18 protein-coding genes are annotated in these 23,928 nt (G+C 53.9%); 17 read left to right on the top strand and 1 reads right to left on the bottom strand.

Annotated features, from left to right (window positions below; all coding sequences use genetic code 11):
- On the bottom strand, positions 1–353 hold a 353-nt coding region (locus NZ823_17020; GenBank protein MCS6806830.1), incomplete at its 3' end, for an IclR family transcriptional regulator.
- 449 nt (positions 354–802) lie between these two features.
- Between NZ823_17020 and NZ823_17015 the strand changes: the two genes are divergently transcribed.
- From NZ823_17015 to NZ823_16935, 17 genes are all read left to right on the top strand, one after another.
- Positions 803–1,606, top strand: a complete 804-nt coding sequence (locus tag NZ823_17015) for an amidohydrolase family protein (GenBank protein ID MCS6806829.1) — start codon at positions 803–805, stop codon at positions 1,604–1,606.
- A gap of 25 nt (positions 1,607–1,631) precedes the next feature.
- Positions 1,632–2,429, top strand: a complete 798-nt coding sequence (locus NZ823_17010; GenBank protein MCS6806828.1) for an amidohydrolase family protein — start codon at positions 1,632–1,634, stop codon at positions 2,427–2,429.
- A 15-nt stretch (positions 2,430–2,444) separates the two neighbouring features.
- A complete protein-coding gene (locus NZ823_17005; protein ID MCS6806827.1) occupies positions 2,445–3,614 on the top strand; it encodes a hypothetical protein in 1,170 nt (389 codons plus the stop codon).
- 12 nt (positions 3,615–3,626) lie between these two features.
- Entirely contained in the window at positions 3,627–6,833 is a 3,207-nt protein-coding gene (locus NZ823_17000) for a carboxypeptidase regulatory-like domain-containing protein (protein MCS6806826.1), read from the top strand.
- Between the two features lie 110 nt (positions 6,834–6,943).
- Positions 6,944–8,812, top strand: coding sequence for a sodium:solute symporter (locus tag NZ823_16995; GenBank protein ID MCS6806825.1), 1,869 nt, complete (start codon positions 6,944–6,946; stop codon positions 8,810–8,812).
- A gap of 40 nt (positions 8,813–8,852) precedes the next feature.
- On the top strand, positions 8,853–9,764 hold the full coding sequence (locus tag NZ823_16990) for a U32 family peptidase (protein ID MCS6806824.1): 912 nt from the start codon (positions 8,853–8,855) through the stop codon (positions 9,762–9,764).
- 6 nt (positions 9,765–9,770) lie between these two features.
- Entirely contained in the window at positions 9,771–10,529 is a 759-nt protein-coding gene (locus NZ823_16985) for a creatininase family protein (GenBank protein MCS6806823.1), read from the top strand.
- Positions 10,530–10,639: 110 nt separating this feature from the next.
- Positions 10,640–11,821 (top strand): hypothetical protein, encoded by a 1,182-nt coding sequence (locus tag NZ823_16980; GenBank protein MCS6806822.1) that lies wholly within the window; start codon positions 10,640–10,642, stop codon positions 11,819–11,821.
- A 181-nt stretch (positions 11,822–12,002) separates the two neighbouring features.
- Positions 12,003–13,298 (top strand): beta-galactosidase, encoded by a 1,296-nt coding sequence (locus tag NZ823_16975; protein ID MCS6806821.1) that lies wholly within the window; start codon positions 12,003–12,005, stop codon positions 13,296–13,298.
- Between the two features lie 683 nt (positions 13,299–13,981).
- Positions 13,982–16,717 (top strand): hypothetical protein, encoded by a 2,736-nt coding sequence (locus tag NZ823_16970; GenBank protein MCS6806820.1) that lies wholly within the window; start codon positions 13,982–13,984, stop codon positions 16,715–16,717.
- A gap of 213 nt (positions 16,718–16,930) precedes the next feature.
- Entirely contained in the window at positions 16,931–17,773 is an 843-nt protein-coding gene (locus NZ823_16965) for an amidohydrolase family protein (protein MCS6806819.1), read from the top strand.
- A 46-nt stretch (positions 17,774–17,819) separates the two neighbouring features.
- The gene (locus NZ823_16960) at positions 17,820–18,587 is read left to right on the top strand and encodes an SDR family oxidoreductase (protein MCS6806818.1); all 768 of its coding nucleotides are present in this window, start codon (positions 17,820–17,822) and stop codon (positions 18,585–18,587) included.
- A 158-nt stretch (positions 18,588–18,745) separates the two neighbouring features.
- Positions 18,746–20,212, top strand: a complete 1,467-nt coding sequence (locus NZ823_16955) for an aldehyde dehydrogenase family protein (GenBank protein ID MCS6806817.1) — start codon at positions 18,746–18,748, stop codon at positions 20,210–20,212.
- A 185-nt stretch (positions 20,213–20,397) separates the two neighbouring features.
- Positions 20,398–21,069, top strand: coding sequence for a hypothetical protein (locus NZ823_16950; GenBank protein MCS6806816.1), 672 nt, complete (start codon positions 20,398–20,400; stop codon positions 21,067–21,069).
- 26 nt (positions 21,070–21,095) lie between these two features.
- Complete coding sequence (locus NZ823_16945; protein MCS6806815.1) at positions 21,096–21,524, top strand: hypothetical protein; 429 nt, start codon at positions 21,096–21,098, stop codon at positions 21,522–21,524.
- A gap of 146 nt (positions 21,525–21,670) precedes the next feature.
- Positions 21,671–22,444 carry a hypothetical protein gene (locus NZ823_16940; GenBank protein MCS6806814.1) on the top strand — a complete coding sequence of 258 codons (774 nt, stop codon included), beginning with the start codon at positions 21,671–21,673 and terminating at the stop codon, positions 22,442–22,444.
- A gap of 13 nt (positions 22,445–22,457) precedes the next feature.
- On the top strand, positions 22,458–23,315 hold the full coding sequence (locus tag NZ823_16935; protein MCS6806813.1) for a class I SAM-dependent methyltransferase: 858 nt from the start codon (positions 22,458–22,460) through the stop codon (positions 23,313–23,315).
- Positions 23,316–23,928 lie beyond the last annotated feature (613 nt).

Below are 23,928 nucleotides of genomic sequence, written 5' to 3'. Positions count from 1 at the left end.
CCTTGATGATTGAAGACGGGCGCGCCAATGCATCTCACTCCCAGCTCATCCTCTTCATCATCGAGCGAGTAACCGCGAGCACGAACTTTTTGGAGGTCCTGGATGAGTTTATCTGGAGAGGTGATGGTCTTATGGTTGTGGCGGGGGAGACCCCTGTGCTTGATCAACTCGTGGAGCTGCTCTTCCGGCAGATAAGCGATGAGCGCCTTACCGACTCCTGTACAATTGATGTCCATTCGCCGACCCACCCACGTATCAATCTTCACCAGACCAGGAGCTTCTACTTTCTCAACATAGACAGCCTCTCCCTGCTCCAGGATGGCCAGGTGCGTCGTCAATTTGGTTTGCTCCATCAGCTGTCTCAAATAAGGTAATGCCTGTTCGCGGAGTTCCAGTTGGCTCAGAACAAGGCTCCCCAGTCCGAAGAGTTTCAGACCAAGGGAGTACTTTCCCGTGCGCTCATTCTTTTCGAGATACCCTGTCTTCTCCAACGTGACTACAATGCAATGAGTTGTGCTCTTTGGTATGCGAAGCCTACGGCTCACATCAGAGATGCTCATCCCTCGCTTTGAATGGGCGAGCATTTCAATGATGCTTAACGCTCGTTTGACGGAGGACACTATTGGCGTCTTTTTTTCGACCATAGGTTTTCGGCTCCGGGTCGCCATAACTTGAGTTCAAAAAAATAAAAACCCGTCCAGAATTATGAACAAAAAATGATAGACATGTCAATCAATTCTTGACTACATCCGTGCTTCTCCTATAATGGTACGGCTAGAATAAAGGAAGCCAGTCCATATTTATGGACAATAAAGTTTTCAATCATCCCTCGCTGATTCTTGATGCCAACTGTCACCTCGGCAGCAGTAGCCTCATCTGCTATCTGACCGAGCGGCATTATGGAGCCGAGGATTTAATGCGGGTCATGGATGCCTGCGGCATTACTCAAGCTTGTGTCTCAGGTGATGGTTTTCCCCACATGATTCATCAAATGAATATGGAAGTTTTGCAGGCCGTAGCCAGATATCCAGATAGGCTCATTGGCTTTGTCCGGATCAATCCTTGGGATGACGATGCAGTTGAGCAGCTCGATTTCTACATCGGAGAGAAAGGATTCAAGGGCATTCGCCTTCATCCGATGGCAGACGGCTATTGTTTACTGCTTGAGCCGAATCTAGACCCGATTCTTGAGAAAGCCGCTCAGTATGGCGTCCCCGTTTATATTCACTCTGGGAATGAGCCATGGTCGATGCCCGGGCAGGTTTTAGACTTGGCACGATGCTTCCCGGAAATCTCATTCATTATGGGGCATGTGGGATTAAATAATCTTTATCAGCACGCGATTGCTTCAGCAGGTAAGGTGGGAAATGTGTTGATTGAAAGTTCAATCGGGCCGGCGGTCTGGGCAGTAAAGGAATTAGGTAAAGACCGTGTTGTCTTCGGCTCAGAGTGGCCAGCTACCAGCATGCGCTGTCAACTGGCAAAGATTCAGGATGCAGACTTAACTGAGGAGGAGAAGAGGTGTGTTTTAGGAGGGAACCTCCGTCGCTTGTTGAACTTGGGCGAGTCACCGGGGGATTCACCTCATCGGGCTCTACCGGCTTGACCGGTGTGAAGAGGATGCCGCAGCAATGTCGGGCCAACGGTTCATCATTGATGCTCATACTCATCTTTACACCATTGACCTTTACACACTGAGGCCACGAAGCGCCGACTATAAGGCCCTTGTCAAGAGGACCATTGACGGCTATCTGGACTGGCTAGACCGGTTTGAAGTACATCAGGCAGCCGCGTCGAGCTTGACGCCAATGATCTTTCGTTGCTGGAAGAGTCGCCATGGTGGCAACGAAGAAGTATTTGAGCTGATGAAGATTCGTCCGGATCGTGTTCTCGGTCAGTACGTACCCAACGTGTACGAGGGAGCGGCAGCCGTGAAGGAGAAAATAACCGAAGCCGTAGAGAAGTATGGCTGTCGAGGTATCAAGATCCATCCTTGGGTCCAAGGCTTTCCAGCGAATGATGAGCTCGTATATCCGGTGTTCGAGAAGGCGGCTGAGTTCCGGCTTCCTGTTCTCATCCATTCAGGAACAGCTCCTTACTGCACACCGCTGCTTATCGCCGACATCGCTAGGAAATTTCCTGACGTTCCGGTCATCATGGGCCATATGGGCAAGCACGAACTACATCTGGACGTTTTCCCAGCAATCAGGCTGTCCGAAAACATCTATCTCGAAATCAGCGGTCATGAGGTTCTGGTTACTGTCGAGCAGGCCGTCCGGGAATTCGGAGCAAGGCGGATTTTGTTCGGGACTGATGGTCCAAGTACGGCGTTCAGAGCTCTTGTTTACTACGTCGAGGATATGGAGATATCCAACGAAGAGAAGGACTGGATTTTCAACCGCAGCGCACGAGAGGTCTTCGGGTTATAGGTTTGAGGGTGGTCAATGAAGATAATCGAGGTCAGAGCGATTCCCGTCAGTATTGCGGTCAAGCCTGAGATGATGATCATAAGTGCGGGCGGTGAGCATCGTGTTTCCCGGTATGCTTTGGTAGCGATCCACACAGATGCAGAGATCACCGGCTGGGGAGAGGCTGCAGTTATGCCGGCCTGGAGTGGCGAGACTCAACGCGGCGCTTGCGCTTTAATAGAAGACGAATTCGCCTCCAAACTACTCCACCGCGACCCGTTTGATCTAGAGTCTCTGATGGCCGAGCTCGATCGTGTCTGCGAAGGCAATCTCTTCACCAAGTCAGCTATCGAGATGGCGTTGCTAGACATTATCGGCAAGGCTCTGAAGGTCCCACTGTATAGGCTCCTTGGCGGCCGCTGTCGAGACGCGAAGTTACCCATCAAATTTACCATCGGGGCGGTGGCCGCCGATCAAGCGGCGGCCTTGGCCAGCAGAATGGTCAGATGCGGATTTCGCGCCATCAAAGTCAAAGTCGGACTGGACACCCAGCAGGATCTGGCTCGGGTCAAGGCGGTACGCGAAGCCATTGGGTCTGATGTGATGCTGACTGTGGATGCCAATGGCGGATGGAGTGTGAAAGAAGCTATCCACATGATCCGTGAGCTTGAGCCCTACCGTGTCGCCTTGGTTGAGCAGCCCGTTGATCGCTGCGACCTTGTAAGTATGGCCGAGGTTAGGAAGGCTGTCGCGATTCCCATTATGGCTGATGAAGCAGTCTTCACCGAGCGGGAAGCACTCGAGGTCATTCGCCTGGGAGCGGCTGATGTCATCAGCATCTACCCCGGAAAGAATGGTGGGATTTTGAAGGCTCGTTCGATCTGCAAGATGGCCGAAGCGGCTGGGTTGGCATGCCACATAGGCAGCAACTTGGAGTGGGACCTGGGTGCCAGTGCGATGTGTCATCTCGCCGTTTCGACGGCGGCCATCGCCAGCGAGAAGTTCCCTGGCGATATCATTGGCCCGCTTTATCACGTCGAGCGACCAGTCAAAAACCCACTCCGGATTGAAAATGGTTTCGCCGAAGTGGGTGACGGACCTGGTCTAGGAATTGATGTTGCCGAGGACAAATTGGCGGAGCTAAGGGCCAGAGAGAGCGCCACTCCGCCGGGTGTCCGCCAAGCGTTGACAGATCAACGAAATTGAAAGGAGACGGGTATGAGACCAATGATCTTATTGGCATTAGCAGGGGCACTGTTTTCGCTAGTTCTGGTAGCACCTACCTTTGGACAAGCCACTACGGCCTCCCTCGTTGGCACGGTGACGGATCGGGCTGAGGCTGTGGTTCCCGGGGTCGCGATCACTGTGATCAACGTGGAGACCAATCAAACTCGCCAAGTGGTCACGAACGACGCTGGCGAATTCGTTGTCACCGGCTTAAGTGTTGGTAGATACTCGGTGAAAGCTGAACGTACCGGCTTCAAAACGAAGGTTATCGAATCAATCACCCTGCGGGTTGACCAAAGGGCTCGGGTGGACATCACGCTCGAGGTGGGACAGATCGAAGAGCAGGTGGTTGTGACCGACGAGGCTCCATTACTTCAGACGGAAAGCGCAGCCATCGGCAGTGTGATTGATAACCGGAAGATACTCGAACTTCCTCTCAACGGCCGAGGATTTGCCCAGTTGGCGACGCTCACTCCAGGAGCGATTCAAACAGGCACCTCCGGCTTTTTCAACTCTCCACTCATCTCGGTCAACGGAGCACGAGCAACGAAGACGGAATTCCTTCTTGATGGTATCACGAACTCGGAGCTCATCTTCGGCGGTCTGTCACTTTCGCCCAGCGTGGATGCGATTCAGGAATTTAAGGTTCAATCTAGTGGCTTCGCCGCCGAATTCGGTCGCGGGGCGGCTGAGATCAATACGGCGATCAAATCCGGCACCAATGAAATTCACGGCGCCGTCTTCGAGTTCCTCCGAAATGACAAGCTCGATGCCCGTAACTTCTTCACGCCGACGGTGCCGCCACTGAAGCGCAATCAATTCGGCTTTGCCCTGGGTGGGCCGCTGATCAGAAACGACTTCTTTTACTTCGGCAATTACGAAGGGACGCGGGAACGACGGGGCACTGTGTTCAATGCGGTTGTCCCCTCGGCAGCCTTCCGACAAGGCGATTTCTCGTCGCTGCTGCCCACGCGAACGTTGCAGGATCCGCGGACTGGCCAGCCGTTTGCCAACAACCGGATTCCTACAACTCGATTCTCTCCTCCCGCCGTGTTCTTCCTCAAGTTCTTTCCGCTCCCGAACACCCCAGCCGGAACGTTCGTCACTGCCCCCAGTCGAGCGCTCACGGTGGATCAGTTCAACATCCGCGTGGATAAGAGACTGTCGGCCAAGGATCATTTCTATGCGCGCTACTCCTTCAACGACATACGGACCTTTGATCCCGGACCATTTCCCGAGGTCGGTGGCAACAGCGTTTTTGTTCGGCATCAGAATGCCGTTCTGGTGTGGACGCGCACGTTTTCTCCAAGCATTCTGCATGAATTTCGCTTTGGCTACTCACGCCTGGCGCGAGATAGCTCGCCCCAGGGTTTGGGGACAGATTTCACGAGTCAGAGTGGCATCCGAGGCTTTGAGGAGACTGCCAAGGAGTCGCCTGGGTTCCCTACGTTGAACATAGCCGGCTTGACTTCTCTCAACGGCCAGGCGTTCTCACCTCTGCGCAACATCCCGGAAAGCTTTCAGTGGATTGACAATGTGACCATTGTGAGGGGTAAACACACAATCAAAGCCGGACTCGATTGGCGGCGGTTCACCGATATTGGGTCCAATGCCGCTTTCGCTCGTGGGGTTTTTACCTTCAGTGGTGTCTATACGGGCAATGCTTTTGCCGATTACTTGCTTGGTTTGCCCTCGGGTGCGTCCCGTTCGTTTCCGCGCAACACGTTCGGCATGTCCTTCTCAAACTTCCATCAGTACGTCCAAGACGACTGGCGCATCAGGCCAAACCTGACGCTCAACCTGGGTCTTCGCTACGAAGTGAATCTGCCAGCGGTGCCACTGCACCTAGCTGGTGGGCACTTCGATCAGAGCCTTGGCGTGGTGGTTGTCTCCAGCCGGGATGGCAGCATCAACCTGACTTCCCAGCAGGTAGCACCAGCCGCATTCCGGCAATTCGGACGGTGGATCATCCCCTCGACGCAGACGTCGCTTCCTACCCGATTGCGGTTCACTGACTGGAACGATTTTGCTCCTCGCTTCGGACTGGCCTGGCAGCCGCTGGGAAGGCGGACGGTGATCCGACTGGCCGGTGGGATATTTTACTTGGAGCGCAACGGCAACACGCAGGTAAGCCAATTCATCATCAACCCTCCCTTCATCGTCGATGAGTCCTTGGCTAATGATGTCCCCACGCCCACGCGCGATTTGGTCGACTTCTTCCGTTCACCGGTTGGAGTAGCCTTCACGCCGCCGCTGATCTTCTCACTCAATCCGAGACAGCGAACGGCATACCTTTCCCAGTGGAATCTCGTCCTGCAGCAGGAGATCACCCGGGATCTGGCTGTCGAGCTCGGCTACGTCGGCAATAAAGGGACTCGCTTGGAGGACGATAATGTCTTCAATATCCCACCACCGGGGCCGGGACCAATTCAACCACGCCGCCCCTTCCCTCAATTCGGATTGGGTGTTATTCGCGAGGATGGCGCGGCATCAAACTATCATGCCCTCCAGGCGAAAGTGGAGAAGAGGTTTTCTCAAGGGCTCACTTTCTTGCTGTCTTACAACTGGTCAAAAGTGATTGATAATTGCAGCAACGATGGTAACGTGGCCTGTTTCGATAATCCATTTAACAAAGCGGCCGGACGAGCGGTTGCCGACTTTGATGTTCCCCACCGGTTCGTCTTCAGCTACCTCTACGAACTTCCATTCGGTCGTGGCCGACCGTTTCTTAATACCCTAAGCGGGCTGGCCAACCACCTGCTAGGCGGCTGGCAAATTGCTGGGATTGTTGTGGTCCAATCTGGGCTTCCCTTTTCGCCGACTGTCACCGTTGATACGGCCAATATCGGCGTCGGAACCCGGCGACCCAATCGCATTGGTTCTGGCCGTGTTTCTAAGCCGACGTTGGAGCGATGGTTTAACCCCGCCGATTTTACCGTCCCGCCGTTCTTTAGTTTCGGCAATTCGGGCAGAAATATCTTGAGGGGCGATCGGTTCTCCAATGTGGACTTTGCGCTGCACAAGAACTTTGCCATTCGGGAGAACAGCCGCATTCAGTTCCGAGCTGAGTTCTTTAACCTGTTTAACCATCCAAACTTCGGGCTCCCGGTCACAGCTATCAATGTGCCAACGGCTGGCCGAGTTCTCTCAGCTACGGATCCGCGGATCATCCAATTTGGTCTGCGGTTTGAGTTTTGATTGACGGCGGGCTTCAGCCTCGAGTATCGGGGACTGAGTACTGACCCTGGGGCTCGTGCTCGGTCCCCTGAAGGAAGTATTAGAGCATAGCTGTAGCGGACCTCTCACTCATGACCTCTTTCGATTGGATAGTTGTAGTCATTTACTGCCTGGCGATGGTGGCCATCGGCCTGGCTTTCACTAGGACGGCGAGCCAGAGTCCTGAACATTTCTTCATTGGCGGGCGCAAGATGCCCTGGTGGCTCATCGGGTTTTCTGACGTATCGTCCTATGGCGCGGCTAGTGCGCCTTGGGTGATGCTGTTTTTCATCGGTGGTTTCGTTGAGTACTGGTTGGTGGCTTGGGTTTCCTGGTGTATCTGGATGCCAATAGTGGCAGTAGTCTGGGCGAAGATGTGGCGGCGACTAGGCGTGGTTACCACTGGCGAATTCATTGAGCACCGCTACAGTGGGTCGGCTGCCAGCTTTTATCGCGCGGCCTATGCCATCCATGCCTATATGGTTTGGGCTGTCGTGCTCCTAGCCTATATGTCGGTTTGGTTCACCCAAACGATCTCGCCCATTTTAGGCTGGAGTCCGGTGAAGGTTTTGCTCATTTTCGGCGGCGTCACTGTGCTCTACACGTTGCTCTCAGGATTTTTTGGCGTGGTATATACGGAGCTGATCCAATTTTTCCTCATCATGGCCAGTGGCTTCATCCTCATGGTTGTGGTCGTTGACCGGGCGGGTGGCCTAGAGGCCATATACGCCAAGATCGAAGCCGTTCGAGGAGAGGATTTCCTTCAACCGCTGCCCATAGGTCAGCAAATCACGCCTATGACACTCCTGGCCCTCATCCTTCAGGGCCTCTTCTTTGCTGGATCACCCTTTGCGGGTGAGGGATGGACGGCACAAAGAGCGATGGCCGCGCGCAACGAGTGGCATGCGATTATCGGGCAGATGTTCAACTGTGTATTATCACTGGTTGTGCGGCTGATCCCGGCCGTTTTCATCGGCATGGCGGCAGTGGCTCTCTACCACGAGGCCTCAGTGGAGACGCCAGCCACCCTTTGGGCTCAGATGGTACGAGATTATGCGCCAGTGTGGATTCGGGGATTGCTCTTGGCCAGCGCGCTAGCAGCATTCATGTCGGGAGTGAGCGCAACGATCAACTGGGGGAGCTCGTACCTTGTCAATGACATTTATCGCCGTCACCTGAGACCTCGGGCCGGTGCTCGAGAATATGTTTGGATCGGTCGCCTTCTGACGGTGGTGACGTTAATCATAGCGTATGCCTTGGGGCTCGCCATTGATCCGCAGAGGCTAGAATCCTGGGCGCTGTTTATTAACTCCGCGCTCATCGTTTTCTCGCTGCCATTGGCATGGCTCAAGTGGTTCTGGTGGCGCATGAATGTGTTTGGAGATGCAGTGGGCATGCTGGGAGCCTTTCCGCTAGCCTTCGTCGTCTGGTTTGGCTCTGACACCGTCTTACCTGAAAGCTGGCGCACCTGGATCCAGCAGACACTTGGCTGGAACCTCGACGGATTGGTGCCTGCCTTTGGTGATATGAGTCGCTATCCCTTCTGGTATGGATTCAGCATCCTGTTCGTATCGGGGTGGATCATCATCCTGGCCGTGACACTGCTTACCCGACCAGAGAACCCGGATGTATTGCGAGCCTTCTACCTGAAGGTTCGTCCATTAGGATGGTGGGGGCCGATCGCCAACTACGCAGAGCAGAAGCCCCGGAGCGCGATGACAAGCGACCCCAACAAGGACTTATGGGCTTGTTTCTGGGGGATCGCGTTTTGTTTCTCTTTGGTCATTGGATTCTTCAGCCTGAGCGGAGGGCGTATCAGCATGGGCTGTTTCTCTTGGTTGCTCTCGCTGATAACGGGTTACTTATTTTTCCAGGGTGCGACGCGAGCCGGGGCCTTCGCCAAGGCTCAGGTGGATGCGGCCTTGGATAGGGATAGCAGAGCGATGATTCAGGAACCTTGAGCAAAAGGCCATGTAACTGATGGGGTACTGGGGGAATGAAATGGAAGCAACGAGACGCTTTCTGGAAACGTTGAACCTGCCTTCGCGGGACGACGGGACAGTGGTATCAGAGAAGCGATTCCCTGATGGTGGACAGTATCGGATTGAAATTCCCGAAGTGGAAACACCAGCCGTTTTCGAGGTCGTTATCAAAATGGCGAGAGACCTTGGTGTGCCGATACACCGAGTCTCACAAGGGACCGGTATCAGCCTACTCACGGACGCCGAAATCCGCGCCATGGCCGAGATTGGCGCCAGAGAACGTATTGAGGTTTTTTTGTTTGTCAATCCTCGTACAAAGACCTCTCTAGGCGCACACGGGCTGGCTCCCAAGAGGCTGTATGGTGCTGACCAATTAGTTTATGCGGTTGAGGATGTCAAGAGGGCATGCCGCTTAGGCATTCGAGGGGTGTTGGTCGCTGATGAAGGCTTGGTCTTTGTTCTCAATGCCATGAGACAGGAAAAGCTTCTGCCAGAAACACTCAAGATCAAAACATCGGTCCTGCTGACCTATTCCAATCCGGCTTCCTCTAAGGTCCTTGAGACTTTAGGGGTGAACAGTTTTAATGTGGCGGCTGATCTACCGCTGTCAGTGATTAGCTCGATCCGACAGGCCCTAACGATTCCGATTGACATCTACATTGAAGTTCCTGTCGCCTACGGCGGCACCATGCGCTACCATGAGCTACCAGAAATCGTTAAGATGGCGGCTCCCGTCTACCTTAAGTTTGGTTTGTACAATGAGGTATCTACTGATCCTATCGGTGAACATTTGCTGCAGCCTGCCATCGAACAAGCGCGAGAACGGGTGCGTCGAGCCAAGATCGGCCTTGAGCTCTTAGCGCACTATTATCCAGAAGCCAAAGCTTCGCCCACGGATGGGATCCGGGGCGGAATTCCGGAAATCGAATGAGGGTTTATGAGATACGCTGAATTGACAGCGGACGAAATCAGGGGACTCGATAAGCGAGCAACCGTGTTAATGCTGCCCCTAGGATCTTGCGAACAGCATGGACGGCACTTGCCAGTCTTGTCCGATACGATCATCGTCACCCGCATAGCTGAAGCTGTGGAACAACGTTTCCCGACCCAGATCGCGCTTGTCCCCACTGTCTGGGTAGGAAGCTCTTCGTCGCATCGTCGCTTCGCGGGCGCGGTCAGTCTCGACGCTGTATCGTATGCGCAGTACCTACGCGATCTTTGCCAAAGCTTTATCCGTGATGGTTTCAGAAAAATCCTTCTGCTGAATGGTCATGGGGGGAACATTGACCCGGCCAAAGTCGCGCTTCGAATGATCAAGGATGCGCATCCTGAAGTCATAGTTGTGCTCGCGTCTTATTGGGAGCTGGCCGAAGCGGTGATTCAAGCCATTCGAGAATCTAGGCCCGGCGGCATTGGCCATGCCTGCGAGTTAGAGACGTCGCTGCTGCTCTTTTTAGCTCCCGGGCTGGTGAATCTGGAGAAAGCTACAAGTGGCGGGCAGTTCCGTGAATCGAAGTACCTGGGGCGTGATATCTATGAGGCCAGTCGCGTTTACGTGGCCGTGGATCATGATGAGTTAAGTCCTTCGGGCGTGTATGGTGATCCGACAAAGGCTTCCAAAGAGAAGGGAGAACGGTTGTTTAACGGCATTGTGGCCGCTCTAGGCGAATTCATCGAGGAGTTCCAGTCGTGGTAACCCGTGGCTGGAGCGGACTTAGTCGAAGAGAGTTGTTGCGGTTGGGATTGGGTTGCGCTTTCTATCGAGCACTCAGTGGCCGCCCACGCGCCTGCCGCAGGGAGGAGTCTATGACCTACAGTTCGATCTTCGTGTATCCTTGGGATGTCGCAGATGAAGGTGAGGAACACGTCCTGCGAACAGTCAAGGAAAAGATTGGAGTGTCTTCGATCAGTATAGCGGTAACCTATCACGCCGGGAAGTTTCTGCTGCCGCATAATCCCCGGCGAAGAGTCTATTTCCCAGAAGACGGGGTTTTGTATTTTCGACCGCGCGCGAGGGCGTTCGCCCAGAGCGAGATTAAACCGCGTGTAGCTAGTTTAGTGACCGAGAAAAACCTGTTGCCTGTGGTGATCGAAAAAGCTCAAAGGTTGGGAATCAGGATCACCGGCTGGATGGTCTGCTTGCACAATAGCTACCTGGGGTCTCTTTATCCGCAGTATGCCGCGCAAAACGTCTATGGGGACCGTTATTTCTTTTCTCTTTGCCCAAGCCACGATGCTGTGCGACGGTATGTTTGCATCGTCCTGAGCGAACTCCTCCAGGGACAGCCGCTCGATGCTGTTGAGCTAGAATCATTGGGGTTCATGGGGTTCAGGTATGGATTCCATCACGAGGCTGAAGGCCTGCCGCTTGATGAGGGGGCGGAGTTTTTGCTGTCACTGTGCTTCTGTGAAGCGTGTAAAAAGCGAAGCCTAGAACGGGGAGTTAACGGCAACCGCCTACAACGAGACATACGAACCCGCCTCGACCGGTTCCTGGCGACGTCGAGTGACCCACTTGGAAGCCTGAGGGAAACCATAGATGGCATTCCAGGCTTGAGTGATTATCTCCGCGTGCGACATGAAACGGTGGAGCATTTTCTCAGGCAACTGTGGGAGATCGCTCAGGGCGCTCGAACCCGACTCATCTTATTCACATTGCCTGATGTCATCAACTGGACAATGGGGATAGAGCTACCCCGCCTAGGCCATCTCGTGTCAGCAGTTGAAGTGGCCTACTACCGCAAGGCAACGGCAGAAATGGTCTCGACAATTTCCGCTGTGCGAGACGTCCTGCCCCGGCAGACAGAGTTATATATCGCCCTACGGCCATCTTTTCCCGACGGCAGTTCGGTCGAGGAACTGAAGCAGAAAGTCGCGTACGGTCGCCGAGCTGGGGCTACGGGATTCTCGTTTTACAACTACGGACTAATCCGGGAGACAGACTTCGGATGGATCAAAGTGGCCCTCGCGGATGGGAACAAGGATTAAATCGAATCTTCGCCCAGTCGCTGGGAAGAATTGGCCGGCGCTGGGTTGTGGGAGGACGATAATGAGAGGTGTGAAATTGGTTTTGAGTCTACTTGGTTTTATCCTTCTTGCATCATTACCAAATCAAAGCCGTGTTGCCAGGGATGGTCACCGGCAACCAGAACCAAAGCAAGCCCAAGCAATGTGGTTCAGCACCTGGTACTGGCTTAATTCAGCGCCCCAAGCTGAATGGGACAAAGATTTTCGCACCATTGCCGAGAGTGGATTTTCCCACGTGGTCCTTTGCTGGGGACTCGACCTATCTGCCTTCCGGTACCGCCAAGCAGAAAGCCGGTATGCCCTGGCGCTTTGCGAAAAGTATGGGCTTAAAGCTTATCTGGTCATCTGGCATCCCAGCCACAACACGCTTGTCCTAGAAGCCAAGAGAGAGCACCGGCAGGTGGATAATCGGGGCAACCTCCGATTCTCATTGAACCTCTTCCATCGCCAGTGGCGGCGCACCCAGTGGCGGGGTTACCTTCACCAGATTACCCGTACCTATAAGGACATGAAGGGATTGGGCGGCTATGTCTTTGACGATTCATTTGGGATAGGTCCGGTGTCTGAGGTTGGTCCAATCAGGAGCGGAGAAGCCGTGGCCGGCGACTTTGTCAGCTACTCTGACTACGACAAAGCGGAGTTCAGACGGTGGCTCAAGCAAAAGTACGGGAGCTTGCACAACCTTAATCGAGCTTGGGGCCATACGCGTTCCGACGGACATCCCGAAGATTACCGCAAGTGGAATGAGATTGAGCCTCCCAGGAAAATCCTCAATGAGCGCATCTGGGATGACTGGGTTGAAGCCCGGACGCAATGGTTGACTGAATGGGCCAGCGAGACCATGCGGTTCATACGAGAAGTTGATCCGGATCCAGCTCATGAGGTCTACATTGAGGATGAACAGCGGGCGCTCGGAACATTCAGTTGGCCGTCTTCGGATGCCACTCGACCAATTAGTCTGCGCGATGTCGTCGGCGTTCATTTCGGGCGCGTTGTTCAACCTTTCGATGCCGTTGGCGTCTATCCCGCTTTTGCCTGGGATAAACCCCAGGCCTTAGAGCAAGCGCTGGCGGTGACAGAAAACCTACTCAGCGAGACCCGCCGTCAGGTTGGCCCACACAAGAAGATCGTTTACACGTTTTGGGCTTCTGATGTGGATGTGGCTAAGCGCGAGCCCCTTACGCGCCCAACGGGCCAAGAGATCATACGCGTGACAGAGGAAGCTATGAAACTAGGAATTCGTCATATTGATTACTACGGTTATCGCATTGGAGACTGGCGTGTCACGCTGGAGGAATGGCAGCAGCTTCGACCAGGGAAGTCCAGGACTTATCCGCTGACCAAGCCGCTTCGTCACAAGTTTCTCGATGATCGACCGGATGTGCTTCGGGTCCTGGCTGAGTTTATTCATCGCGTGAGAAACCAAGGAGGTCAATAGTGCTCAACGCAATCAGGAGAGCTTGGCTCTGTTTGGTCGGACTTCTGGGCTTCGCCATCAGTCTTGGGGCCAGCGCGGAGATCACTGGTTATCGGCTTTCAGCCGTTCACTCAAAGAGCCATTACCAGCAACCCACTACTCCCCGGCCCAGAAGTTGGATGCCAGCAACACGAGACCTTCCACCGGCTTTGGCCAATGGTGACCAGAAATCATTCGCTGTCATTGGTCAACCCAGTTTCGGTTCACCGGTGGACTTCGGGCTCGAGTGGGACTCTCCTGTTCAGGTAAATCGGGCTCGCGTGATGTATGCCTCGCTTCATGGGAGGAGGTATCAACCAACCGATGATGGTCAGCAACTTCAATATTGGGATGGCAAGAATTGGCTGCCTCTTCACAGTCATATTACGGTTGATTACTCTTTCGAGCGGGCGTTTGCCCATTACCAACAAAGCGGGTATGTTGTCTGGAGCTATCGTTTCCCCGTCGTCGTGACTTCGAAGCTAAGGGTGTTAGTGAAAGCCGTGGAGTCAACCGGGAACTGGGAACGGTGGTGCATTGTGAGGGAGCTTGAAGCCTGGCATGAAGCATCGAAATCGCCCCCGCTGGCCAGTCAAAGTTCCAGTCAGGCCATCGTCAAAATTGGCCGACAGGTTCACCCGGAGAGCACGGCTGAGGAACCGACGGTGAATTTAGCTTCCACGCGGTTTCGTGCTGAGGTTTCTACAAGGGACAACGTCATACTCAACTGGCCACATTCAGTGATGCTCAACAGGATCGTGATTGACCGACACTCATCAACTCCCGTCGCCCCGTCGCTCTCAGTTCAAGAGGAACTCAGCCGTTGGACTCCACCTGAATGGTGGGACGGTCAGGCGTGGAGACCGATCAAGAAGTTCAGTGTTGAGCGCCTCGGCCGTAAACTTGCCTACAAATTTACTCCCTTGTCCACAACAGGTGTGAGGGTGCGTGTTGGGAACGCCCATGGGGTAGAGGTTTACCTCGACGACGAAGCCAAGACATACTTTCAACGGGTGTATGGATCACCTGAAGATGAACTGTTCAAGCGATTGCTCGGGGAAGAAGATGAGCCGAGCTTCGAGACGACGGCCAGCTTGTTACTTCCGCTGAACTTTCATAAGACGGCTATAGGCAGAAAGGGCGATGAAGTAGAGACTATAGTGTTGTGGAACGGAACGCTAGTGATGGTAGAGAATCAAGACAAAGCCGGCTGGATTCATGGGACTTCAGCGAGGGGGATTGGATCGGGTCAAGGTGTAGACCTCCTCATTGACCGATGGTTCGCATTAGCCTGCGGCCCCGATGGAGAACTCTTTGGCAGCAGACCAGCGGCCATCCATAAGGAATATGTGAATGGGTATCTTCCCGGCGTCATCACCAGTTACCGGAAGGGAGGGCTGCAATTTATTGCGCGGGCGTTCGTCACCATCCCAGATGACGATGCCTATGGGACTATGGTGCAGATAGAAGTTATCAATGATCATCGGCGACAAGTCATGAGCGAAGTCTCGGTGATCCTTGGACGGCGGATGAGCGCCAGAAATGGGACCAGGCGTCACGGCGACGTCCCAGCCCATCCTCTTAATTTCGATCCGATGGAGACAGGCTACTCCTTTGATCCAGCGACCAACACGGTGCGCAATGCACAGGGGCACATTGTGCTCTATACTGATCGGTCCGGACAGTGGAAGGGCACTCGGTGGGAGAATGTGCTTTCCTTCCCGCTACAAGTTGCCGCGAAGGGTAGGATTAAGTTCCACCTCTTTCTGCCTTCTGTGACAGCCCCTGAGCGTGATTCCCGAAAGCTTATAGGTATGAATTTCGATCGGTCGTTCGCCAAGTTCACCGCTTACTGGGAGAGTGAGCTGGCTAAGGGGATGAAGCTGCACCTACCGGAAGGCAGGTTGAACCAGCTCTACAAGAACCTGCTAGCCCAAGCCCTCATCATCCTTCTTGATGGTGAGAAGCTCAAGTATGGTGCTTATTGGTATGAGGATTATTTCGGCATCGAAGAAGGCTGGCCACTGGTAGCACTGGCGCAGTACGGCTTCCAAGAGGAGAGCAAGCGTTATGCGGAGATCATGCTGAGCGCCGACCTCATGGACAAGTCGAACTATCACCACCAATATCGAAACGGGCTTGCTCCCTGGTATGCTCTTGAGGTGTTTCGTTTCTCCGGTGACCGACAGTGGTTGTGGAAGATCACGCCCCAATTGAAGGAGAGTGCCGAATGGACGATGAGGGCGAGGCGCGAGAACGAAGGGCGGAATGAGCTTACTACCGGGCTTTTGCCAAAGCATGCCTATGGCGGTGATATCAGGACACCAGCTTATAGCATTTACTCAAACGCCACGTGTTGGCGCGGTCTTCAGGAGACGGGATTGGTGTTCCAAGAAGTCGGGATGGAAGAGCTAGCAAAAAAATATTTGGATGATGCTGCCGAGTATCGGGCAACAATCTTGGCTGTGTGCGATCGGATTCTGGATCGCAGTATTCACCCGCCATTTCTCCCGATGGCTTTAGAAATTGGTGATGCGAACAAGCCAGGCTATAAAGCGCGCGAGACATCCTATCCGTTTTTGCTCGAAGACGACTTGGGGAATTATTGGAGCTTATTCGCTCCGCTCTTTTTGGAGACCGGGATTTTCCCAAGCGGGGAAGAAAGGGCACGGTGGATCACCGACTATTTAGAACAGAGAGGCGGAGTGATGAACGGGCTGGCGCGGTTTTATCGCGGCCTAGATCACATCTATGGATTTGGCTACGCTTTGACATTGCTGGAAGCGCAGCAGCGAGAGAAATTTCTGGCGGCGTTTTATGGGATGCTGGCCCATGGGATGTCCAGAGACACTTTCTCCTCGCCGGAGGTTGCCGGGGTCTTCCCCCTGAGGGTGAGTAATCTGTTTCTAGAGAACACCTATCTGGATAAGCAATGGCGCTGGGGGATATACGGCGGTTCCTATTTGCATGCCGATGCAGCTACCACTGCTTCTGAGCCTCTTTCGGCGGGAGCAGGGATAGTGCTGCAACTGCTTCGTAAGATGCTTATCTCCGAAGAGAGAGATCAGGACCAAAAGCCAACGGGCCGGTTGATACTGGCTCCGTTGATCCCGCGGCGATGGCTTGATGAGGGCAAGCGCATTGAGGTGAGGGATGCCCCTACCTATTTTGGTAGTGTAAGCTTTTCGATCCATTCGCAGGTCGAACGAGATCATATCGCTGTCGAGGTCATCCCCCCGCAAAGATCTGCGGCAGCCGAGATCGTCATTCGCCTTCCACATCCTGGCCGCACAGCGATCCGGCGCGTGGAGGTCAATGGACGAGAGTGGACAAAATTCAGTCAGGATGAGGTCTTTCTACCAGGTACTGGAGATCGGTTGAAGGTTGAGGTATTTTATTGAACGCGTGGACCTTTTAGAAAGAATCTGTGGCGAATAATGCGGAGTTTATGCTTGCGACCATGATGAACGATGGGGAGTCTGGGCAGATCAACTGATTCACTGATGAGCCATTCAGATGATCAGTTCATCTGTCGCTTATTTCCTTGGGAATCGCCTATGTGCTCCGCGCACGCCACCAAGGATGAGAATGGTTACTCTTAGAGGAGGCGCACCATGATTGTTGATTGCCACAGCCACGTGTGGTTACGTGAGCACCTGTCGGATGAGTTCATAGCCGATTCTTCGAGGGCGAAAACCTCGCCCGTGAATTTTGACATCAGGCCCGAAGATCACTGGACCGCGATGGGACCTGTGGATAAAGCTATCGTCTTTGGCTTGAGGGCCAAACATTCGGGCATCCTAGTTCCAAACGAGTTCGTTGCGGCCTATGTGCGGGAACATCCAGAAAAGCTTATTGGCTTTGCTTCAGTTGACCCCAGCGAACCAGGGTATCTTGATATCCTACAACACAGCGTGGAAGAGCTGAACCTGCGTGGGGTGAAGCTGGGGCCGATTTATCAGAACGTCCACCCGATGGATAAGCGGATGCAGCCAATCTACGAATACTGCCAGAGGAAGCACCTGCCCCTCATGATTCATCAAGGGACAACCTTCTTGCGCGTCGCCCCCTTAAAGATTGCCTCTCCCGTGCTGCTCGAAGATGTAGCCCTTGAGTATCCAGATTTGAAGATCGTCATCGCTCATTTGGGACATCCATGGATCGAGGAAACGACGGTGCTCATCCGGAAGCAGCCGAACATCTTCGCCGACATCTCAGCGCTCTGCTATCGCCCTTGGCAGTTTTACAATGCGCTCGTTTTGGCTAACGAATATTGTGTCCTCGACAAACTGCTGTTTGGATCCGATTTTCCTTTTGCCACGCCACAGGAGACAATTGATGGATTGCTTTCGATAAATCGTCTTGTCGAAGGGACTAGTTTACCGAGAGTGCCGGAGGAAGCCCTGCAAGGGATCGTTCAACGTGATGCATTGACGATTCTCGGAATTGAGGGCTAAAAGTGCCTCCGCCATCGGTGCTCTGAAAGAGACGGAGATGCCCAACATGAGACTGAAGGATAAAGTCGCGATTGTGACCGGAGCCGCCGCTGGCATTGGTCGCGCCATCGCCGAACTTTTTGCTGGAGAAGGAGCGAGGGTTGCCCTCTGCGATATTCGTGCTGAGTTGGGAGAGGAAGTCGCTACCCGTATTAGATCAGCAGGCGGCGAGGCATCGTTCGTCCGCTGTGATGTGAGCCAGGCTGATGAGGTCGAAGCTCTTGTTCGGACCACTGTTTCCCGGTACGGAAGACTGGATATTTTAGTCAATAATGCAGCGCGCTGGGCAGGAGATGGTGTTCTCCTGGAGGTTAGTGAGGCGATTTGGGACGACACGCTCGATGCCTGTCTTCGCAGCGTCTATCTTTGCTCGAAATACGCCATTCCTCCTATGGCGGCAGGTGGATGGGGATCAATCGTGAATATCGCTTCGGTCAACGCCCTCTTTGGCGTGCATCTGGCAGCTTACACGGCTGCTAAAGGTGGCGTTATCGCATTGACGCGGTTAATGGCTGTGCAATACGGTGGTCAGGGGATTCGCGCCAATGTGATCTGTCCGGGGACAATCGAGACGGAAACAACCAGGACGGCCTTTGAAGAGCGGCCAAAGTTGCGGGAGCGGCTCCAACAGGCATTGCCACTGAAACGGCTTGGTCGCCCCGACGATGTCGCCTACTGCGCTCTTTATCTCGCTTCGCCCGAGTCTGATTTCGTCACGGGTGCCATTTTTGTCATTGATGGGGGGTTGACAGCCGGGATGAAGATAGAGGGATGAAACATGTAGCGTATGTGTTTAGCGTCCCTGGGAGTGATTGCTGACAAAGGCCAGTTTGGTACCGACATAGACTGGTTAAGGGCCTGCACTCCCAGCCGTAGACCATCTTTTTCCGCTACTCTAAAGGCATTCCGAGCAATGTTTGGTGGAGGGATTCGATGGAACGCGAATATTTAAAGGAGAACTTCATCGGTGGGACCTGGAAGCCATCCCACTCTCGATCTCGATTTCAAAACGTCAATCCGGCGGACACGGGCGATCTTATCGGCGAGTTTCCCAGCTCCGATAGAGAGGACGTGGACGAAGCTGTCAACACCGCTCGCCAGGCCTTCCCAGCGTGGCGTTCGCTTTCCTCGATCGAGCGCGCAGCCATACTAAGCAGAGCTGCCAACCTGCTGGAGTCACGCCTGGAGGAGGTTGCCAGAGCGCTGACCCGCGAAGAGGGGAAGGCGCTTGCTGAGTCGCGGGCCGAAGTCGCGCGCGGAGTGTTAATCCTGCGTTACTATGCCGGAGCAGGACTGTTGGATATAGGTGAAGTGATTCCATCGGCGAATGCACGATCGCTCATGTATACGACGCGCGTTCCCTTGGGAGTCGTCGCGGTCATCACGCCGTGGAATTTCCCGGTGGCGATTCCGTGCTGGAAGATTGCTCCTGCCCTCATCTATGGAAACACAGTGGTGTTTAAACCCTCAGAATTGTCACCGTTGACGGCGGCGTTGATTGTAGAGCTCTTGGCCCAGGCGGGCGTTCCGGCGGGGGTCTTGAACCTAGTTCAGGGCCTGGGATCGGTGGCCGGGCAAGCTCTGGTTGAGCACGGTGGGATCAACGCCATTACCTTCACGGGCTCGGTCAGCACCGGAAAGATGATTGCCCGGCTTGCTCTGGACCGGAACGTCAAGTATCAACTCGAAATGGGTGGGAAAAACCCCGCCATTGTTCTGGACGATGCTGACCTGGCCCAGGCCACTGAACTGATTGTCAGCGGCGCGATGCGGGGAGCCGGAGAACGCTGTACCTCCACCAGTCGGGCGATCGTGATGGAATCCGTTTACGACGAACTCCGCGAGCGCATTCTTGATCGGTGCGCGCGGTTGGTGATTGGCCCAGGGACAGATCCATCTACTGACATAGGGCCGTTGATTTCAGAAGCGCAGCGGGAGAAGGTCTTGGGCTATGTGGAGCTAGGGAAAAAAGAGGGAGCGAAGTTGGCGCTAGGTGGCCGGATTCCCCAGGGAGAACGCTATCGGCATGGATACTACGTTGAGCCGACCGTCTTTGTGGATGTACGACCGGAGATGCAGATCGCTCAAGAGGAGATCTTTGGTCCTGTACTTTCCCTCATCTCAGTGCAGACATTTGAGGAAGCTTTGGCTGTAGCCAACTCGGTTCGGTACGGCTTGAGCGCAGCCCTGTTCACCAAGGACCTGAATGCAGCCCTGGAGTTTGCCGAGCGTGTCGAAGCCGGCTTGGTTCGGGTGAACGGGGAAACGGCCGGAGTCGAACCGCAAGCTCCGTTCGGTGGGATGAAGGAGTCCAGTTCTTATTCCCGTGAGCAGGGACAGGCAGCCAAAGAATTTTTCACGCAATTGAAGACCATCCATCTGAGCAGAGCAGGGATGTAGTCTCCGCTTGTAGACCAGAATATTTCCCCTGAGATTTCCCAGAAGTGAGTAGAAGCGGTCTCGTGAATAACACCAGATCAAAATCATTACGCAGCTGGGATTCTGCAGGAATCGCCCGTGAGCTTACGCTCGCCACAGACCATCAAAGTGGTTATTTTAAGAGGAGAGGAGGAGGCTATCGAGATATGACACAAAAGAACCTAAGAACGTCTGTCATTGTAGCACTGAGCCTAATCCTGACGCCGCCGGAATTTGGTGCACAACAAGATTGGTATCAATGGAAAACAAACAGGGTTGGGCTGTATTTGTGCAACACGATGCCGGTTATCATAATTGGCCAGGCAGTTGATTTTTGTGCAGCGCAATGGGTTCAGATTTATTCTCAGAATACTTCACGTGTCAGTGGCATCCGATTCTTACGCATCCGTGTTGAAGAAACGCTGAAGGGCACGAGTTGGGTACCACCTGGAACTGAGTTGGAGGCCATAGTGATTCCATCTATCATTGATTACGGGAACCTCCCTCCCGGTGTAACTAACCGGCAACTTTTCGAAAAATATCGCGAAACAGGCGAACTCCCGCGATTTCCCTTTGAGCGCAAGGAGAGGTATCCAGAGGTCCCCCTTAATAGGGCAACGATTTTTTTCCTGTTTAGTATTAACTATGATGACACCTGGGTCGAGTGGGCAGGATTAAAGGAACACTATGGAGAAAGGAGCCTTTGGGGCTATGCTGCTTCCCTACCCATCAACGCCGATGGCTCCGAGATAAGAGCTGTTAAACGGTGCATTGAGATCAGCCATATCAGGGACCCTTATCGTCGAGATCAAGAGCACTTAAGTTTAGCTTTGGAATAGTTCGTGATAAATCCACACAATTTGCGTTGGCGTTTGATGCGGCTTTATTCTTCACCGCTGATCGCCATAACTCGAAAACGGGCAAAAAGGAGAGTGTCATCAATTGGCTGAGGCACAATGAAGTCGGGGAATTAATCGAGATAGTGACCGATCCCGATCGTGACGGCGGTGTTCGAGCACAAATTTTGCTCGGCTTTTTTGACTATATAAAGGAGAACAAGAGGAGACCGATTTCGCTAGCGCCGTTCCTAAGAATGGTTCAGGACGATCGTGAAAGTTTTGATCTGCGTCTACACGTCATTGAATTGCTGGAAGACCTAAATGTAGCAGAAGTGCGGAATGGGTTCAGGGCGATATTAGCTACAGAACCGAAGACTGAGGCGGACCGACAGGTGTGGGAGCGTCTGCGACAATCACCTCTGCTGGCACCGAATAAGAAGAAGAGTGCCCTATGATTACGAACAACAGTATGGGTCATATCAAGCTCAGATGTGCATTTTGTACTGGCGTGATTCTGTTACTCACCGTGAATCTGTCAGCCCGAGAGAGAGAGTACCGTTTAAGAAATTGGGCCTGGTGGGTTCATGACACGGCGAACTCTATGGTCATTGATGTGCCGGTTGTTGCCATCGGTGAGGTGGTCGCCACACGGGAAGCGGCTGGGATTAAAGTCAGAAGCTCGCCGCTTATGTATCGCACAGACCACTCCCGAATTATGACGATTCGGATAGCCTCAGTGCTGAAAGGAAAAGGGTTGGTCGTGCCCGGCTCCATCGTTGAAGCGTTGGTGTTTCCACAGGGTGGAGGATGCGCAAGAGGCGAAGAGGCTAGAGACGTGCCTCCCTCGAGCTTTGATAGAATGCATGCAGCAAGCAACCAAGGCGAGGCGTGGCCTGATGGGCTCTATCCGAAGATCGCACTGAACGAGCCACAGATTTTCTTTTTGGACAGGGTGCGTGCGCGTGATCCGAGAGAGGATGAGAGCACCGGCGTGACAGAAGTGACCGGGCTCACGAGATACCATGTAGGAAAAAACTTCTACGTATACGCATGGTCGTTGGAAGCCGAGCCATTACTTGTTTCAGCAGTCACTCGGTATGCGGAGATCAACAATATCAGAGACGCGGAGCGCCGGGGGGAAGAGTTGTTAGCATTTTCCCTGTCGCTAATTGAAGACTCGCAGATGCCGGAAGGGCTGCTGACTGGCGTTACCGTTGACTTCGGTACACTGTTGTCCTGGGAAAAGCCGGGGTTCAAGTGGCTGACGGAAAGCCGGGTGGAAAAACTCATCGCGGTGGCCGTGCACATGGCCAATCTGTCGCATCGCTTGGGACGTCCTGTCTTATGGGATGCGGCGATGGAAACTGTCGTCTGATAGTGAGGTCAACTTGGCAGACCAGATCAAGAGCGCAAGCGGTAGCAAGCCTGCCCAGGGCACAGGAGGCTCGATCCCGCTCGCCGTCCTGTCCGAATTACGGTTACCTCCGCCTGAGGAAGTCAAAGAGAATCTCGCCTACCGCTACTATTTTACTGACGAGTTCGGATTTCGCCGCGCGGCGATTCGCCACATTCGACGTCGGCGAATTGAGACCGTGTTGGAGCTACTGAGGGACGTGACGGCGCGCGACGTACTCGATGTCGGTTGCGGGCCGGGCGAGTCGGCGATCTATCTTCAGCACCATTTTAGTAAGCGGGCGCGTGTCGTCGCCATTGACATTGGGTGGGAGTTCGTCAGCTTCGGTGAGCACCTGGCCAGCGCCAATGACGCACCAACGCGATTCCTTCAAGCTGAGGCCTGCACGCTTCCGTTTCCGGCAAGCTCGTTCGATGTCGTCACATCGCTTGAGATGGTGGAGCATTTGCCAAACTGGCCTGAGTTCTTACAAGAAGCCCATCGCGTGCTGCGGCCCGGTGGTCATCTTGTTCTTTCCACGCCGACACGCGCGGGGTTTCACAGTTGGCTCAAACGTGCGTGGGTTCGGATGCGCGGGCTGGATAGGGTCTTCGCGCGGTACAAAACCCCTGGCGATCCGTATGAGCGGTTCATCGGCAGACGCGAGATGGCGCGGGCACTTCAGGCGCGTGGGTTCGAGCGCGTCGCTGAGACGGTGAGGATTTTTCTCTTCTCGTTTGTGCCTGACCAGCTCTTTGTGCTCAATCGTCTCGTCGAGCCAGTCCTGGAGAGGACGCCGGGCGTGCGTCAGTTAGGCGTCACGGCGTTTTATCATTACCGCAAACGCCTGTGATGGGTGTCAGGTAGGAGTTTGGGGAGATCACAACAGATGGTGTGACTACTGAGGCCGGAAAAGAGAGGTAGAATGGCTCAAGTCAAAACTCTCATCAGCATTGATCGGGCATGCCTACTGCAAAGACGAGAAGATGGGGCGTTTTATGTGCCCTTGAAGTGACAAATCGCTCACGCGTGAATTGAGTCGGAGGCACTTGATGAAGATATGAAGAACGTGGTCTTTCCCTCATGAGCGATTTGTGAATGAGTTTACCCTAGGGCGCGCTTGCAGCGTGCATCGGCTCGCAACAAGATGCGGGGCAACCAGGCTAAATGCAATTGAAAATCGCAAGCTGATGGAACACGGATGACACGGATTGGGCTGATCAACGCGGATCAATCGGCGAAAATCCGCCGCAGCCGCCGCATCCGCGTTCTATCCAACTCCACTGAGTGAATGCCATTCATGGAACACGGATGACACGGATTGGGCTGATCAACGCGGATCAATCGGCGAAAATCCGCCGCAGCCGCCGCATCCGCGTTCTATCCAAACTCCACAAGCTTAGAGCGGTTTGCGAATGAGTTTACCCTGGGAACGCACGGTTCCAGCATGCATTAGTCTGCAAGAT

It is taken from the genome of Blastocatellia bacterium (genome assembly GCA_025054955.1).
Taxonomy (GTDB): domain Bacteria; phylum Acidobacteriota; class Blastocatellia; order HR10; family J050; genus JANWZE01.
Note: the sequence above shows the minus strand (reverse complement) of the source record. Positions and strands in the feature narration are given on the sequence as shown.

Coding starts and splice junctions, on each gene's coding strand:
- NZ823_17015 (MCS6806829.1), top strand. CDS start 803: ATGGACAATAAAGTTTTCAATCATCCCTCGCTGATTCTTGATGCCAAC.
- NZ823_17010 (MCS6806828.1), top strand. CDS start 1,632: ATGTCGGGCCAACGGTTCATCATTGATGCTCATACTCATCTTTACACC.
- NZ823_17005 (MCS6806827.1), top strand. CDS start 2,445: ATGAAGATAATCGAGGTCAGAGCGATTCCCGTCAGTATTGCGGTCAAG.
- NZ823_17000 (MCS6806826.1), top strand. CDS start 3,627: ATGAGACCAATGATCTTATTGGCATTAGCAGGGGCACTGTTTTCGCTA.
- NZ823_16995 (MCS6806825.1), top strand. CDS start 6,944: ATGACCTCTTTCGATTGGATAGTTGTAGTCATTTACTGCCTGGCGATG.
- NZ823_16990 (MCS6806824.1), top strand. CDS start 8,853: ATGGAAGCAACGAGACGCTTTCTGGAAACGTTGAACCTGCCTTCGCGG.
- NZ823_16985 (MCS6806823.1), top strand. CDS start 9,771: ATGAGATACGCTGAATTGACAGCGGACGAAATCAGGGGACTCGATAAG.
- NZ823_16980 (MCS6806822.1), top strand. CDS start 10,640: ATGACCTACAGTTCGATCTTCGTGTATCCTTGGGATGTCGCAGATGAA.
- NZ823_16975 (MCS6806821.1), top strand. CDS start 12,003: ATGTGGTTCAGCACCTGGTACTGGCTTAATTCAGCGCCCCAAGCTGAA.
- NZ823_16965 (MCS6806819.1), top strand. CDS start 16,931: ATGATTGTTGATTGCCACAGCCACGTGTGGTTACGTGAGCACCTGTCG.
- NZ823_16960 (MCS6806818.1), top strand. CDS start 17,820: ATGAGACTGAAGGATAAAGTCGCGATTGTGACCGGAGCCGCCGCTGGC.
- NZ823_16955 (MCS6806817.1), top strand. CDS start 18,746: ATGGAACGCGAATATTTAAAGGAGAACTTCATCGGTGGGACCTGGAAG.
- NZ823_16950 (MCS6806816.1), top strand. CDS start 20,398: ATGACACAAAAGAACCTAAGAACGTCTGTCATTGTAGCACTGAGCCTA.
- NZ823_16940 (MCS6806814.1), top strand. CDS start 21,671: ATGGTCATTGATGTGCCGGTTGTTGCCATCGGTGAGGTGGTCGCCACA.